Annotated in this window: 15 protein-coding genes; 8 read left to right on the forward strand and 7 right to left on the reverse strand. The window is 68.4% G+C overall.

The window, feature by feature from the left end:
- Positions 1 to 67: 67 nt before the first annotated feature.
- The 3 genes from ACLFA2_RS09470 to ACLFA2_RS09480 all read left to right on the forward strand — a co-directional run bounded on the left by ACLFA2_RS09470 (position 68) and on the right by ACLFA2_RS09480 (position 2009).
- Complete coding sequence (locus ACLFA2_RS09470) at positions 68 to 691, forward strand: LysE family translocator (protein ID WP_426621170.1); 624 nt, start codon at positions 68 to 70, stop codon at positions 689 to 691.
- Positions 692 to 808: 117 nt separating this feature from the next.
- Positions 809 to 1270, forward strand: a complete 462-nt coding sequence (locus ACLFA2_RS09475; protein WP_031207144.1) for a hypothetical protein — start codon at positions 809 to 811, stop codon at positions 1268 to 1270.
- A gap of 145 nt (positions 1271 to 1415) precedes the next feature.
- On the forward strand, positions 1416 to 2009 hold the full coding sequence (locus tag ACLFA2_RS09480) for a hypothetical protein (RefSeq protein ID WP_426621171.1): 594 nt from the start codon (positions 1416 to 1418) through the stop codon (positions 2007 to 2009).
- A gap of 57 nt (positions 2010 to 2066) precedes the next feature.
- Here the strand turns inward: ACLFA2_RS09480 and ACLFA2_RS09485 are convergent, their stop codons facing one another.
- From ACLFA2_RS09485 to ACLFA2_RS09495, 3 genes are read right to left on the reverse strand one after another with little or no spacing between them, the layout of a single operon-like run.
- On the reverse strand, positions 2067 to 2294 hold the full coding sequence (locus ACLFA2_RS09485) for an RNA-binding S4 domain-containing protein (protein WP_021199452.1): 228 nt from the start codon (positions 2292 to 2294) through the stop codon (positions 2067 to 2069).
- Complete coding sequence (locus ACLFA2_RS09490) at positions 2291 to 3226, reverse strand: dihydrodipicolinate synthase family protein (RefSeq protein WP_426622467.1); 936 nt, start codon at positions 3224 to 3226, stop codon at positions 2291 to 2293. Before ACLFA2_RS09490 ends, ACLFA2_RS09485 begins: the two co-directional genes overlap by 4 nt.
- Before the next feature lie 24 nt (positions 3227 to 3250).
- Positions 3251 to 4987: an IlvD/Edd family dehydratase gene (locus ACLFA2_RS09495; protein ID WP_426621172.1), complete on the reverse strand. Its 1737-nt coding sequence runs from the start codon at positions 4985 to 4987 to the stop codon at positions 3251 to 3253.
- 202 nt (positions 4988 to 5189) lie between these two features.
- On the opposite strand from ACLFA2_RS09495, the gene ACLFA2_RS09500 reads away from it, so the two are divergent.
- From ACLFA2_RS09500 to ACLFA2_RS09510, 3 genes are all read left to right on the forward strand, one after another.
- Positions 5190 to 6227: a substrate-binding domain-containing protein gene (locus ACLFA2_RS09500; RefSeq protein WP_315068650.1), complete on the forward strand. Its 1038-nt coding sequence runs from the start codon at positions 5190 to 5192 to the stop codon at positions 6225 to 6227.
- A gap of 75 nt (positions 6228 to 6302) precedes the next feature.
- Complete coding sequence (locus tag ACLFA2_RS09505; RefSeq protein ID WP_297557396.1) at positions 6303 to 7802, forward strand: sugar ABC transporter ATP-binding protein; 1500 nt, start codon at positions 6303 to 6305, stop codon at positions 7800 to 7802.
- Positions 7803 to 7831: 29 nt separating this feature from the next.
- A complete protein-coding gene (locus tag ACLFA2_RS09510; protein WP_046398922.1) occupies positions 7832 to 8851 on the forward strand; it encodes an ABC transporter permease in 1020 nt (339 codons plus the stop codon).
- Positions 8852 to 8901: 50 nt separating this feature from the next.
- Here the strand turns inward: ACLFA2_RS09510 and ACLFA2_RS09515 are convergent, their stop codons facing one another.
- Genes ACLFA2_RS09515 through ACLFA2_RS09525 form a run of 3 tightly spaced genes read right to left on the reverse strand, consistent with a single transcriptional unit; the run spans position 8902 to position 11134 of the window.
- Positions 8902 to 9684: a hypothetical protein gene (locus tag ACLFA2_RS09515; protein WP_426621173.1), complete on the reverse strand. Its 783-nt coding sequence runs from the start codon at positions 9682 to 9684 to the stop codon at positions 8902 to 8904.
- On the reverse strand, positions 9681 to 10364 hold the full coding sequence (locus tag ACLFA2_RS09520; RefSeq protein ID WP_021199459.1) for a FadR/GntR family transcriptional regulator: 684 nt from the start codon (positions 10362 to 10364) through the stop codon (positions 9681 to 9683). Before ACLFA2_RS09520 ends, ACLFA2_RS09515 begins: the two co-directional genes overlap by 4 nt.
- A complete protein-coding gene (locus ACLFA2_RS09525) occupies positions 10364 to 11134 on the reverse strand; it encodes an SDR family NAD(P)-dependent oxidoreductase (RefSeq protein WP_021199460.1) in 771 nt (256 codons plus the stop codon). The genes ACLFA2_RS09520 and ACLFA2_RS09525 overlap by 1 nt, the downstream gene beginning before the upstream one ends.
- A gap of 151 nt (positions 11135 to 11285) precedes the next feature.
- On the opposite strand from ACLFA2_RS09525, the gene dgoD reads away from it, so the two are divergent.
- A complete protein-coding gene (gene dgoD, locus ACLFA2_RS09530) occupies positions 11286 to 12428 on the forward strand; it encodes a galactonate dehydratase (RefSeq protein ID WP_426621174.1) in 1143 nt (380 codons plus the stop codon).
- A complete protein-coding gene (locus ACLFA2_RS09535; RefSeq protein WP_347124020.1) occupies positions 12422 to 13063 on the forward strand; it encodes a bifunctional 4-hydroxy-2-oxoglutarate aldolase/2-dehydro-3-deoxy-phosphogluconate aldolase in 642 nt (213 codons plus the stop codon). The genes dgoD and ACLFA2_RS09535 overlap by 7 nt, the downstream gene beginning before the upstream one ends.
- 58 nt (positions 13064 to 13121) lie before the next feature.
- On the opposite strand, the gene ACLFA2_RS09540 is transcribed toward ACLFA2_RS09535, so the two are convergent.
- Positions 13122 to 13952, reverse strand: coding sequence for a hypothetical protein (locus ACLFA2_RS09540; protein ID WP_167255082.1), 831 nt, complete (start codon positions 13950 to 13952; stop codon positions 13122 to 13124).
- Between the last annotated feature and the right edge of the window lie 55 nt (positions 13953 to 14007).

The following is a 14007-nucleotide window of genomic DNA, read 5'->3' on the forward strand; positions in this document are numbered from 1 at the left end:
CACCCGAAGAATCGGAGCACCTTTCGCGTGATCCTTCGTAGTCTCTTCCTCGGATTGAGGAGGACCGATGGATATCGCTCTGGTCATGCAGTTCTGGGTGGTCGCCGTGATGCTGGCGCTGACCCCCGGAGCGGACTGGGCGTATGCGATCTCCGCCGGCCTGCGCGCCCGCTCGATCGCGCCTTCCATCCTCGGGATGATCGCCGGGTACACCGTCGTGATCGTCGCCGTCGCGCTCGGTCTCGGAGCGCTGGTCACCGCGTATCCGGTAACCCTCACGACCCTGACCGTGATCGGCGCGTTCTATCTGATCTTCCTCGGTGCGACGACGCTGGCCACACGCCCTGCGGCGATCGCGGAGAGCGGCGAACCGATCGCCACCGGGGGGTGGGGGCAGTTCCTGCGGGGATCCGGTGTGAGCGGGATCAACCCGAAGGGGCTCCTGCTGCTGCTCGCCCTGTTGCCGCAGTTCACGAGCCCGCACGGCTGGCCGTCGACGACACAGATGCTCGCCCTCGGCGGCTTGCACCTGTTCAACATCGCGATCGTCTACACGACAGTGGGGCTGCTCGCCCGTCGTCTCCTGCGCACCCGGCCGCGTGCGAGCTCTGTGGTCACCCGGATCGCGGGCATCGCCATGACCGTCATCGGCGTCGGCATCCTCGCGGAGCAGGTGATCGAGTGGCTGTGAGCGCGTACGTGTCTCTCCCGTCGATGCCGTCTTTTCTCCGGTCGATATCGTCTGCGACCTCGACCTGCCGCAGTAGCGTCGGAGGGAGGGCGGCGATCGGCGGGAGAAGAGGGCTTCATGACTTCCAATGGACGGACGAACGCGGCTCTGCAATTGCTGCTGCCGGCGTTCCTGCTCGGGGCGATCATCGCGATCTCCTTCCTCGAAGCCCCGTTGAAGTTCCTCGCGCCCGGCGTCACGATCCCGATCGGTCTCGGCATCGGTCGACTCGTCTTCACCGCGCTGAACGTGCTCGCGGGTGTCGTCCTGGTCGTGCTCACAGCCGTGAGTGCCCGGGCGAAGGCCGGACGCACGACCCTGGTGATCCTCGGTGTGATCTGGCTGGTGTTCCTTCTCGAGATCGCCGTCATCCGCCCGGTGCTCAACCGGCGCAGCGATCTGGTGATCGCCGGGGCCGAGGCGCCGGGCACGAATTGGGCGCACTATGCGTACATCGCCGCCGACGTGGCGATCATCGGGCTCCTCATCGCATTGGTCGTCGTCACCGTGCGGCGGGTCCTGCCGTCGGAAGCGCGATAGTCGACCGCTCCGCACCTCTTCCGAAAGCCCACGCATTCCGATCTATCGGCATACAGATTCCCTGAACGCGGCCACCTCCATCACGGCAGTGAAATGTTGAATGTTGCCGGCCGGATCCTGGCCGGACATCAACCGGAGGAACACCATGAAACTGAAGAACCGAATCGCCGCTACCGGCATCACCATCGCCGTGGCCGCGGGTGTCGCGCTCATCGGCGCACCGGCCGCCAACGCTGCCGAAGCCCAGGTCGACAACTACGGAGCCGTGAACTACCCCTTCGCGCCGAGCGATGACACGAGCGTCGGCCAGGCGGGAATCGGCTGGGTGCGACTTGCCGACGGCACGCTGGGCCAGGAGTCCGAGCAGACCTTCGGATCGGCCGCGAAGGTCACTCTCGACGACAACGTCGATGTGGTCCAGGCCGGAGAGAAGGTGCGCATCACGGTCACCGCGACCAACCGCTCCAGCTTCACTCGCCTGATCTCCACGGCGATCCCGACGGCCTACGGTCTGACCGTGACCGGTGCCGAATCGTCCCTCGGCGAGCCAATCGTCAGCAGCAGCCATGTCTTCGCCTCCTTCGGCGAGCTGGAGCCGGGCGAGACCGGCACGGCGGTCATCACGGCCGAGGTCGGTGACGTCGCCCCCGGAACCACTCTGCAGACCCGCGCCTACGTCTATCCGGACCTCTCGGGTCCGATGTCGCAGATCAGCGACACGAACACCGTCATCGGCTGAATCGGCCGCTGACACGTGCGGTGGGTTCTTCGGAATCCACCGCATTTCGCTGTTCGGTCAGGGGCGGACGCGGACCGTGCGTCCCTCGAAGGTCACCAGGTCGCCGTCGCGCAGCTGACGCCCGCGTCGGCGATCGACCTCGCCGTTCACGGTGACGTATCCGTCGATGATCACCTCTTTGGCGTCGCCGCCGGAATCGAGGAGGCCGGCGAATTTGAGGAACTGCCCGAGGCGGATCACCTCACCGCCGATGGAGATGTCGTCGATCGGTGCGGAGTTCGTCATCCTTGAATGCTAATCGCACGAGGCGCGGGCCGGAGGAACTCGTCGAAGTCGACCAGGAAGCGGGTGATCATCTCCTGCTCCTCGCTGTCGAGCTCGCGCGAGGGCGCGCGGCAGGTCGCCGATCGAAGGAGGCCGCGCTGTGCGGAGATCTCCTTCTCCGCCGCGATGATGAGTTCGACCGACTGCATCCAATACGAGATGTAAGGGAGGAGCCGCGCGTGCAGTGCCGCCGCCCGCTGGCGATCACCGTTCTCCCATGCGTCGCAGATGGCGAGGTAGATCTCGGGGAACGACGAACCGGGTTGCACACCGACCGCCCCGCGGCGCAGCGCATCGATGAGCTGGACGCCGGCGTAGCCGACGAGGCAGGAGAGACCGGGGGCCGCCTCGCGCAGCGCCGAGATGAGCTGGCCGGGTGGAACGGATTCCACCTTCACTTGCACGAGGTTCGGGTGGGCTGCTGCCAGCTCGGCGATGACGGCCGCATCGAGCGCCGTGCCTGTCTGAGCCGGAGCGTATTGGAGGATCGCCGGGGTCGATCCGGTCGTGTCGAGGATCGCACCGATATGCGCGCGAACGGCCGTGCGACTGGGGCTCTGGGTGTGGGGCGGAAGGATGTTGATCATGTCGGCGCCCTGCTCGACGGCGCGGCGAGCACGCTCCACTGCGAGCACAGTGGCGTGGTCGGGCACCGAGACCACCACGACGATGCCGTGCCGGTGCGCCTCGTCGAGGAGTGCCCCGGTGAGTTCATCGCGCTCGAGGTCGGTCAGCTTGTAGAACTCGCTCGCGAAGCCGGGGTACATCACGCTTCGCACTCCCGCATCCGCAAGCGAGCGCACGAGGTGGCGGAGCGACTCGACGTCGATCCGCCCATCGTTGGTGAATGGCGTTTCGACGACGGGGCAGACGCCCTCGATGCGTGTGTTCATCACGGCGGGACTCCTTCGGGTGGGTCAGAACGGGCTGCGCGAGGGCTCGTCGCCGCTGGAGCCGACGAGGAAGTCGAGGTCGACGCCCTGATCGGCCTGGAGCACGTGGTCGGCGTAGAGCCGGGTCCAGCCGCGTGTGCTCGCGACCACCGGAGCCGGAAGCTCGGCACGCCGCCGCTCGAGCTCGGCGTCGTCGACGAGCATGTCGATCGATCTCCCTGCGACATCCAGCCGCACGAGGTCTCCGGTGCGGATCAGTGCGAGCGGACCGCCGGCTGCCGACTCCGGCGCGACGTGCAGCACGCACGCGCCGTATGCCGTGCCGCTCATGCGCGCATCCGAGATCCGCACGAGATCGCGCACTCCCTGGTCGAGCAGCTTCTTCGGGAGGGGAAGGTTGCCGACCTCGGGCATGCCGGGGTAGCCGCGGGGGCCGCAGCCGCGCACGACGAGCACGGTGTCGGCGGTGACGTCGAGGTCGGGGTCTCCGGCCACGGCGAGGTATGACTCGAGGTCGTCGAAGACGAGTGCCGGGCCCGTGTGGTCGAGAAGGTGCGGCTCGGCGGCGCTCACCTTGATCACGGCGCCGTCGGGCGCGAGGTTGCCGCGCAGCACGGCGGTGCCCGACCCCGCGGGCTGTACAGGGTTCGACAGTGGACGGATGACCTCGGGGTCGTCGTTGCGGGCCGAGGCGACGTTCTCGCCCAGGGTCCGACCCGTCACCGAAGGCGCGCCGGTGTGGAGCAGGTCGCCGAGCTCCTTCATCAAGGCGGGGACCCCGCCGGCGTACGCGAACTCCTCCATCAGGAATCGCCCGCTCGGCATGAGGTCGACCAGCAGTGGGATGGCGTGGCTGAACTCGTCGATGTCGTCGAGCGAGAGCGGCACCCCGAGCCGTCCGGCGATGGCCAGCAGGTGCAGCACGGCGTTCGTCGATCCGCCGCACGCGGCGTTGACGACGAGGGCGTTCTCGATCGCCTCCCGGGTCATGATCATCGAGGGACGCAGGCCTTCGAGGGCGAGTTCGACGGCGCGGGCTCCGGTGTCCTCGGCGAGGACCAGCCGCCGCGAGTCGACGGCGGGAAGTGCGGCGCCACCGGGCAGCTGCATCCCCAGCGCCTCGGTGATGCTCGCCATCGTCGAGGCCGTGCCCATGGTCATGCAGTGGCCGGCGGAGCGGTTCAGGCAGCTCTCGAACTCGGTGAACTCCTCCTGGGTCACGTCGCCTGCTCGCAGCGCCTCGGTCATCCGCCAGATGTCGGTGCCGCTGCCTACCGGGCGCCCGCGGAACCGGCCGTTCAGCATCGGGCCGCCGGTGAGCACGATCGAGGGGATGTCGACGCTGGCGAGGGCCATCAGGGCTGCCGGGGTCGTCTTGTCGCAGCCGGTGAGGACCACGACGGCGTCGAGGGGGTTCGCGCGGCAGAGCTCTTCGAGCTCCATCGCCATCATGTTGCGGTAGATCATCGACGACGGGCGCATGAACGGTTCGCCGAGCGAGAGCACGGGAAACTCGAGTGCCGTGCCGCCTGCCTGCTGGATGCCGCGGCGGGCCGCGTCGGCGAGCCCCTTCAGGTGGATGTTGCAGGGCGTGAGCTCCGACCAGGTGTTCGCGATACCGATGACAGGGCGCCCGTCGAATTGCCGGCCGGACAGGCCGGACTGTCGGAGATGATGGCGAGCGATGAAGCCGTTCTTGCCCCTCTCGCCCAGCCAGGATCGAGACCGCAGCGGGCTGCGTCCGATGTTCTCGGCGTTCATGCTGTGACTCGTCTCGGCCGCACAGTCGTTCTCCATTGATCGATGTCGGGGTGCTGGCGTGTGCCTGGCGCCATCGGGAATCTCGAAAACGCAACATTCGTTGCGTTGTCGTTGATTAGGCATATTATATGTTTACCCGCCCGAGAGCGGATCACATCCCCCGGCACAGCCGCCGGAGTATCGAAGAAGATAAGGATCGCTGATGAAGCAGCATGCAGCTCGCCCCACTTGGTTCCGGCTCGCCGCCGTCGGGGTCACGGCATTCACCATCGCGGCGCTCGCCGCCTGTTCCTCCGGCCAGGAGACGGCCGGACCCGCAGATTCGGGCGGAACCAAGGACGGCACGCTCACGATCGCCCTGTTGCAGAAGCAGGGCGACCAGCAGTACTTCATCGACGAGGCCACCGGCGCGAAGGACGCGGCGAAAGATGCCGGCGATGTCACGGTCAACGTCGTCGATCTGGGCACCGATGCCAACAAGGCGATCTCAGAGGTGGAGGCCGCCATCGCGCAGCAGGTCGACGGCATCATCATCGTCGTTCCCGACGGGAAGATCGGCCCGCAGGTGATCCAGCTCGCGAACGAGGCCGGCATCCCGATCATGGCGGCCGACGACCCGATCGAGGACGCTGCCGGTGTCGCCGCCGCGTTCACCGGGTTCGACGGCGCATCGATGGGCGAGAAGGTCGGCGCTGAAGCCGCACGCCTGTACCAGGAGGCCGGATGGACGGCAGCCGACACCCGCATCCTCTCGGCCTACCGCCAGGACCAGCCGAACTGCGTCGAGCGGATCGAGGGTGCCGCTTCCGCCTTCGCCGACGCCGTCCCCGACGGTCCTGAGGTCATCGACATCGGCACCGACAACTCGGCCACCGACGCCCAGGACAAGGCCGGAGCCGTGATCACGGCGAACGCCGGCGTCAAGCACTGGGTCGTCTGGGGCTGCAACGACGAGAACGAGACCGGCGTCGTGACGGCGCTGCAGAACTCGGGCGTCGCATCCACCGACATCGCCGGCGTCGGACTCGGCGCCTACCTGACCTGCAAGGACTGGAATGCCGGACAGGAGACCGGCAACAAGTCGGCACTGTTCATCTCCGGCGTCGAGGTCGGCAAGGCGGCCGTCGGCTCGATGATCGCGCTGCTGCGCGACGGAACCGAGCTTCCTCCCAAGACGGTCGCGAACACGGAGATCGTCGACGCGAGCAACTGGGAGGCGAAGGGCGTGGTCTGCACCTGATCGTCTGAACACATGGGGGCGATCCGACGGATCGCCCCCGCGTCATGACCGTGACGACAGAAAGGTGATGAGGAAGTGTCGGAAGAGTCGATCGTTTTGCAGGCCGTTGGTGTCGCGAAGAACTTCGGCGTCGTGCGGGCCCTCCGCGGCGTCGAGCTGGAACTGCGCGCTGGTGAGGTCACCGCGCTGATGGGCGAGAACGGGGCGGGCAAGTCGACGCTCCTGAAGATCCTCAACGGGGACTACCGCCCCGACGAGGGCGAGCTGCGCATCGACGGAGAAGCCGTGCACTTCTCGGATCCGGCCGATGCGCGTGCTGCCGGTCTGCGCGTCATCGCGCAGGAACCGGAGATCATCCCGTGGGTCTCGGTCGCCGAGAACATCTACGTCGGCGCTCTCGGCGGTCTCGCGTATCGTCGTGGCGACGTGCTGAAGCGGGCGCGCGAAGAGCTGACCCGCTGGGGTTTCCATCGTGTGATCAAGGCGGAGACGCTCGGATCGGAGCTCTCTCCGGCACAGCGGCAGATCGTGGAGATCATGCGCGCGGTGATCACCCGCCCGAAGATCATGTGCTTCGACGAGCCCACATCGTCCCTCGGTGACGAGGAGGTGTCGCTGCTTTTCGCGCTGATCAAGAAGCTGCAGAGCGAGGGCGTCGCGATCGCCTACGTCTCTCATCGGATGGGTGAGATCTTCCAGCTCGCCGACCGGATCACCGTCCTGCGTGACGGCGCGTTCGTCGGCACGAAGCTGGTCGGCGAGACCGACCACGACGAACTCGTGCGGATGATGGTGGGGCGTGACCTCACCCAGTTCTTCCACCGCGAGGCCGCAGCCCTCGGCGATGTCGTCCTCGAACTCGCCGGCGTCTCCAATCAGCACGTTAGCGACATCTCGCTCACCGTCCGTGCGGGCGAGGTGTTGGGCATAGCGGGGCTGGTCGGTGCGGGACGCAGCGAGTTGATGAAGACGATCGCGGGCGACTTCGTCGTGCACTCGGGCGAGATCCGCGTGCAGGGCAAGCGCCGTCGCATCCGCCAGCCCGCCGACAGCATCAGGGCCGGCATCGGATTCGCACCCGAGGAGCGCAAGGCCGAGGCCCTGCTGCTCGAACGTTCGGTGCGGGACAATGCGGCGCTCGTCGTGCTCCGTCAACTCTCGCGCTGGATCTTCGTGAAGGATCGCGCCGAGCGCGCGCTCGCGCAGGAGTACGTGGATGCGCTCCGCATCCGCACGCCCTCCACCGATCAGCTCGTCGGGAAGCTCTCCGGCGGCAATCAGCAGAAGGTGGTGCTGGCGCGCTGGCTGGCGACCAAGCCCAAGCTGCTCCTCCTCGACGAGCCCACCCGTGGCATCGACGTCGGAGCGAAGTCCGAGATCTACGCGATCATCGACCGCCTCGCCCACGAAGGCGTCGCAGTGATCGTCGTCTCCAGCGAGCTCCCCGAGATCCTGGGCGTCTCCGACCGCATCTACGTCATGGCGGGCGGGCGCATCAGCGGTGAGCTGTCGCGCGCCGAGGCCACTGAAGAGAACATCCTGGCGCTCGCGATGGACGAAGAGGCCGCCGCATGAGCATCGATTCCCGAAAGGAAACATCGACCGTGACCACCACCGCCGCGAACACCACATCAGTGGAGACGCAGCCCCTCTCACCGGTCCGGCGCGTCATCGCCGCGATCGGTGTGCAGAACCTCTCCCTCATCCTCGCGATCGCCGTCGTCGTCGCGATCATCGGCATCCAGAACCCATTGTTCTTCGGGGTGCAGAACCTCAAGGTCATCGGAACGGCGATCTCGATCATGGGTCTGCTCGCCGTGGTGCAGACCATCGTGATCATCCTCGGCGCGCTCGACATCTCGGTCGGGTCGATCGCCGGTCTCACCTCCGTCACCTCGGCGATGATCTTCACCGTCGCAGGACCCGCGATCGGGGTGGTCGGCGCCGTCGCCATCGGCGTGCTGTGCGGTCTGATCAACGGCTGCATCATCGTGTTCGGCCGGGTGAACCCGGTGATCGCGACACTGGCGACGCTCGCGGCCTTCAAGGGGATCTCGCAGCTGCTCTCCGACGGACGTGCGCAGGGCTACACGGGCGCCGACCCGTTCTTCATCTTCCTGGCGCGAGGGGCGATCATCGGCATCCCGACCCTCATCTGGGTGCTCGTGATCGTCGCGGTGCTCGCGCACATCGTGCTGCGGTACACCTCGATCGGCCGGAACATCTACGCTGTCGGCGGCAACAACATCGCCTCCCGCCTGGCCGGCATCAACATCAACCGCTACATCATCGGCGTCTACATGGTCACCGGGGCGATCGCCGCGGTAGCCGGCATCCTCATCACCGCGCGCACGGGATCGGGGCAGCCGATCTCCGGTTCCGAGGGGCTCGAGCTGCAGGCCATCACGGCCGCGGCGCTCGGTGGCGCGGCGCTGAAGGGCGGCAAGGGAACCATCGCCGGGACGATTCTCGCGGTCGTGCTCCTCGGCGTGCTGACCAACGGCATGACCCTGCTCGGGGTGAACACGTTCTGGCAGAACGTCGCCCAGGGCGCACTGCTCGTGATCGCGGTCGTGATCCAGCAGCTCCGCTCCGGCGAGCGGCGCATCGGCATCCCCGGATGATGCGCGTGGTGCGGGGCGGCGAGTCTGCTCCGCACCACGGCTTCGGGAGATCAGCCGATCTCCTCCAGATGCAACCACCAGGAGAGCGGCCGACCGGGGCCGACCGTCGGCGCCGCGCCAGCCTCGACGGCATCTGCGAGAGAGTCGTACGGCGTCAGCGCCGGCTCGATCGCGATCACCGGCGCGGAGGCGAAGGTGCCGGGGTCGATCCAGAGGGCGACGCAGGGGAGGGACTCTGCATCCCAGCTGACGCGCAGACCGGTTCGGTCGGGTCGACGCAGCACGATGCGATCGATCGGGGTGGTCGACCACCACTTCGCTCCGGCGAGCGAGTTGAGGAGCGCTGCCGGGTCGTTGTCCGCCTCGATGACCCGTGTCATGTCCGTCGGATAGACGCGCCGCCATGGAGCCGCCGCACCGAGTTCGATGATCGTGCCCGGGGTCCAGATGAACTGCGGATGCGCGGCCCACTGCACCGGGCGCACCTCGTCGGACGTGAGGGAGTAGTCGAGGCGCGCACCTGTGGAGTCGTGGTGGATGCGTCGGCGAAGCGTCATGCCGTCGACCACGACCGCGTGCGATCCGCCGTCGCCCGCCCAGCGCCGGTTCCAGGCTTCGCCGTGATCGCCCCACTCCTCGAAGCCGTTGCCTCGCGGGACGCGGCAGGCGTCGATGGTCGGCAGCATCTCGTCCCAGCCGCCCAGCGAGGTGGCGGTGAAGTCCGTGGGCGTGCGCTCACCGACCGGCTGGTGCAGCCACTCCTCGGCGCCGCGCAGGCTGTTCGCTCTCGCACCGTCCGCCAGGTCGATGGCGCCGAACGAGAGTGCGGTCACAGAGAGTCTTCGTAGGAGCGGACGATGAGGTCGCCGGCGGTGCGGGCGGCCTGGTCGGCATCGCCCGCGGCGACGGCTGCGGCGAGCTCGCAGTGCAGATCGACGGCGACGGCCGAGATGCCGTGACTCGCGACCACCTGGATGCGGTCGTCGAGTGCCGCGCCGACCAGCGAGAGCAACTCGGCGATCAGGGGGTTGCCCGCCGCTTCGAACAGCGTCGCGTGGAAGTCGACATCTGCGGCCGTGAAGGCGTCGACATCCTCCGGCTCGAGCGCATCGCGCATCCGTTGAGAGGCGGCGACGAGACGTTCGGCGGTCGCGTCATTGCGGCGAAGGGCCGCAAGTCGAGAGGCCGTCGGTTCCACGGCCGAGCGCAGCTCCAGCAGATCCTGCCTGGCATCCTTGGCGTCCGGTCCGGAGAGTCGCCAGCGGAGCACGTCGACGTCGAGGGCGTGCCAGGCGTCATCGGCGAGCACGCGCGTGCCGACGTTCTGTCGAGCGACGATGAGCCCCTTCGCCTCGAGCACGCGCATGGTCTCCCTGACCACTGTGCGCGACACCCCGTACTGCTCGCCGAGCTCATCGAGCGGCAGTTGCGCGCCGGGGGCGATCTCATGGTGCACGATGCGGCGGCCGAGGTCGTCGACGAGCACGCCGTGCAGCCCGCGCCGGGCGGCCATCACGCGAACCTCGCGCTGTAGGCGCCGTCGACGGCCCAGTCGGCGCCGTTGACGTAGGACGCGGCTCTCGAGAGCAGGAAGCACACGACGGCCGCGATCTCCGACGGCTGCGCCGGACGCCCGGTCGGCTGGACCGCGAGCGTGGCGGCGAGCTCTTCCGGACGCTCGGCGAAGTGGGTCTCGGAGAGAGGGGTCCAGACGAGTCCGGGGGAGACGGCGTTCACGCGGACGCCCCGACCGGCGACGTCGAGGGCGAGCGAGCGGGTGAACCCCAGCTGCCCCGCCTTGGCTGCGGCGTAGGGGAACATACCCGCCATGGTCATCTTGGAGTGGATGCTGGAGATCGAGACGATGGATCCGTGCTCGGCGGTGAGCATGACCGGAAGGACAGCCCGCGCACACAGCCAGGACGCCTTCAGGTCGAGGTCGAAGAAGTCGTCCCATTCGGCGACGCTCATGGTCGTGGGGTCGCTGTAGGCGTTGCGGCCGGCGTTGTTCACGAGACCGCTCGGTGCGCCGAGGGCCGTCGTCGCCTCCTCCACCCAGTGGGCGACTGCGGCTTCGTCGGTCACGTCGGCGACGGTGCCGTGCACGTCGAGGCCGTCTGCGGCGAGGGCGGCGACCGCGGCTTCGACGCGTGCGGGGTCGAGGTCGCAGAACGACACGGTCGCTCCCTGCTCGCGTGCGGTGCGGACGACGGCGTTGCCGATGCCCTGGGCGCCCCCGGTGACGAGGATCACTTCTCCTCGGAGAAGATCGGCACCGTTCATGCCGCCGCCCCTTCTCGGGAAGGTGCCACTGTCGTCATGCTCAACCCTCTGCTTCCTCGCATCGCCGACACCCGTCGGTGCGCATACTATGATAATAGTATTATCTCGCGTCGATTGCCCGGCGCCGGAGACATCTCAGCGAGGGAGCCGGATGCGCATCAGTCGGATCGAGACGTTCAGCGTGGCCCCGCGCTGGCAGTTCCTTCGCATGGAGACCGACGACGGAGTGGTCGGTTGGGGCGAGCCTATCGTGGAGGGAAGCGCGGACGTCGTGGCTGCGGCGGTCGATTCCCTGTCCGAGATCCTGATCGGTTCCGACCCGACCCGCATCGAAGATCTGTGGCAGACGATGACCCGCGGCGGCTTCTACCGCGGCGGTCCTGAGCGCTCCTCCGCGATCTCCGGCATCGACCAGGCGCTGTGGGACATCCGCGGCAAAGCGCTGGGCGTGCCGGTGTACGACCTGCTGGGCGGACCGGTCCGCGACCGGATCAGGGCCTACGTGTGGGTCGGCGGAGACGATCCGGCCGAGGTCGCCGCGCAGGCGGCCGCCCGCGCCGCCGAGGGCTACACCGCTGTCAAGATGAACGCCTCCGGTCGGATGCGCCACCTCGAGTCGCGAGCCGCCGTGCAGGGCGTGGTCGACCGCGTCGAGTCAGCCACGGCGGCGATGGATGGTGGCGATGTCGCGATCGACGCACACGGTCGGTGGTCGGTCAGCGTCGCAAAGACCATGTGCCGGGCGCTCGAGGCCCACGTCGCACCGCTGTTCCTCGAAGAGCCGCTCGTCCCCGAACTCACCCACCGCCTCGACGGGCTGTGCGGCGGCACGACGGTGGCGATCGCGACCGGAGAGCGCCTGTACTCACGGTGGGACTTCCGGTCGGCGCTCGAAGCCGGTATCGCGCTCGCCCAGCCCGATGTCTCACACGCCGGTGGCATCTCCGAGACCCGACGCATCGCCGCGCTCGCAGAGCTGCACGGGGTGGGGCTCGCACCGCACTCTCCGCTCGGACCGATCGCCCTGGCCGCCTGCCTCCAGGTCGACATCGCCAGCCCGAACGCGGTGCTGCAGGAATCCAGTCTCGGCGTCCACTACAACGAGGGTGCCGACCTGCTCGACTACCTCATCGACCCCGAACCGCTCACGGTGAAGGAAGGCTGGTTCGAGCGTCCGATGCGTCCGGGCCTGGGCATCGAGGTCGACGAGGCCGCCGTACGCAGGGCTGCCGGTGTGGGACTCTGGCGCTCGCCGTTGTGGCGTCACGATGATGGGAGCTTCGCCGAATGGTGACCAGACTCGAACCCGGCGACGGCGTCCGCAGCACCCGGATCGTGGCGATCGTGCGAGACCGCACCGGGGTGCACCTCCGCGCAGCGTGCGACACGCTCCTCGAAGCCGGGGTGTCCGTGCTCGAGGTGACGACCAACACTCCCGGTGCCGCAGGGGTCGTGGCGGATCTCATCGCTGCGGGCGCGACCGAGGTGGGCATGGGAACGGTGCGCACCGTCGAGCACGTGCGCCAGGCCGCCGACGCCGGAGCATCCTTCATCGTCACCCCAACGGTCTCGCTGCCGGTCGGGCTCGCCGCGCAGGAAGCGGGTATGCGTTGGTACCCCGGCGCTGCCACCCCGACCGAGATCGAGACGGCGTGGACCGCCGGTGCCACGGCCGTGAAGGTCTTCCCGGCCGGCGTCCTCGGGGGTGTGCGCTTCATCCGCGAGGTGCGCGCGCCGCTCGACGACATCCCGCTGATCCCCACCGGGGGTGTCCGTATCGACGACATCGCCGACTATCTGGCCACAGGTGCGCTCGCCGTCGGGATGGGGTCGCCCCTGCTTGGTGATGCCGTCGCGAGCGGCGACCTGAAAGGTCTCCGGGTACGAGCCGAGGCCGCGCTCGCCGCGGTGCGCGAGGCCACGCCCTGAACGACGACAGCACCCCCGGCGAAACGAGGGTGCTGCTAATCGGCCCGGCCGGCTCGGCTCAGTCGGTGTCGGTTCCGACGACCGCGAAGTCGACGCCGAAGTCGATGTCGATCGAACGGTTGTCCGACGTGAGGACGGAGGCGTCGTAGGGGCTCACGTCGTCGCCGTCGACATCGAGGTCGGTGATCATGCCTTCGGCCTCGGCGAGTGCCGCCGAGACGAGGGCGCGGATCGTCTCGTCGTCGAGCGTGAGCGCGGGGCCGGTGTCATCGCCGTCGGCCACATCGGTCGAGATGACGGATGCGGCGAGGTCCTTGTCGACACGGACCTCGGTCTCATCGCCCGCGGTCGTCGTGAGCTGCACCTCCCATGTGCCGTCGCGCTTCGCATCGATCGAGGTGACCTCGCCGTCGGCGGCTCCGCGTGCCGCATCCGCGATCGCGATGAGTTCGTCGGCGGATGCCGTGCCGATGCCTGTCACCGGGCCGCGGCCGTTCGAGGGGGCGTCGCCGCGGTCGTCGCCGCGGTTGCCCTCACGCGGGGCGTGGTCATCCGCGTCGTCGTGGCGGGGACCGTCGGACATGGAGGAGCGGTCGTCGTCGCCGAACTCGTCGCCGATCGCGGCACCGACCGCGATGCCGCCGCCCGCCAGGACCACGGCTGCCGCGATGCCCCCGCCGATGAGCAGTGCGCGCTTGCGCCCGGGCTTCGGCGCGGGAGCCGCGGGAGCGGGCTCGGCGGTGGGGAACGTCGGGTGCTGCCCGGAACCTGCTGCCGTGGCAGCCGCATCCGGAGTCGGGGTCACCGGTACGGTCTGCGCATCCGGGGTGCCCTGTGCGGTCTGGTCGGAAGCTGGCGTCTGGTCGGGAGTGGGTGTCTTGTCGTCCATGTCTCGATGGTGCCGCGCGGGCGCTGAAGCCTCCCTGAAGCGTCCTGAAGACCTC

The sequence above is a fragment of the Microbacterium sp. As-52 genome, assembly GCF_049949185.1.
Taxonomy (GTDB): Bacteria; Actinomycetota; Actinomycetes; order Actinomycetales; family Microbacteriaceae; genus Microbacterium; species Microbacterium maritypicum_A.